Below are 882 nucleotides of genomic sequence, written 5' to 3' on the forward strand. Positions count from 1 at the left end.
ACTCTGTGCCTTTGTGGTGAAATCTAAAATCGTATCTTAGGTATCAACATCGGCGTATTCGACTGATACTCTGCATAAATTTCCCCAAACTCCCGAAGCAACTTTCGTTCTTCAAAATAGGCCCCGATGACAATATAAATTGTAGATGCAATAAAAACAACAAGCATATTGACCGTCATCACAGGAGACAACCAGATGAATAGTAAGCCAAAGGTGTAGAGCGGATGACGCATATAGCGGTAAAGGCCAGAAAGAACCAATCGGCTCTCTCCTTTGGCACGCGGCGAAATGATCTGTCGCAACCCCACAAATTCCCAAAGATCGGTTTGGTAGAGACCGACAAGCACGCCAAATGCCGCCAGTCCTTGCGCAAGGAGCAGTAGAGTTAGCCAGGGTGAGGGTATTTGGTAAAGTGTGCGGTCAGGCAGGTTCCGCATCAGCCAGAGAATAGGGATGAAGCTAAATGTCGAGAAAATATTATAGAAGAGGCGATAAAAATGCCTCAACTTTGCACCGAGCAAATTATCAAGCGTAGCTTTGACTTTCAAGGACGCCATGACAGAATGGACAAGCCCCCAAATTACTACCGATAAAATTAACCAGATCATTTTTCTCCTATACAATTTGAACCGCGAAGTTGCCGAGAAAGAGTTTTTAATTTTTTCTTGGTGTTCTTTGCGTCTTGGCGGTTAAGAACTTACCCAAACGCTAAAACTTCAACCTGCTGCCCACCAGCTTCAACCAAATAATAAGGCATCCAGGCCACTCCGAAGTCATCCACAAAAATATCCGCTTTTTTCGGCGCAAGGGTCACTTCGCTGATATCGTTGACCAGATCCCCCCAGCGGTCTCCGATCTCATCAAGCTTCGCCTTGAATTCGG

General features: G+C 45.5%; 2 protein-coding genes. Both read right to left on the reverse strand.

Annotated features, from left to right (window positions below):
* Positions 1–23 precede the first annotated feature (23 nt).
* The gene (locus AC3DOM_RS11145) at positions 24–608 is read right to left on the reverse strand and encodes a methyltransferase family protein (protein WP_487919124.1); all 585 of its coding nucleotides are present in this window, start codon (positions 606–608) and stop codon (positions 24–26) included.
* An 89-nt stretch (positions 609–697) separates the two neighbouring features.
* Positions 698–882 (reverse strand): hypothetical protein (locus AC3DOM_RS11150; protein WP_487919125.1); only part of this gene is annotated, 185 nt, incomplete at its 5' end.

It is taken from the genome of Candidatus Desulfolinea nitratireducens (genome assembly GCF_982879505.1).

Coding starts and splice junctions, on each gene's coding strand:
- AC3DOM_RS11145 (WP_487919124.1), bottom strand. CDS start 608: ATGATCTGGTTAATTTTATCGGTAGTAATTTGGGGGCTTGTCCATTCT.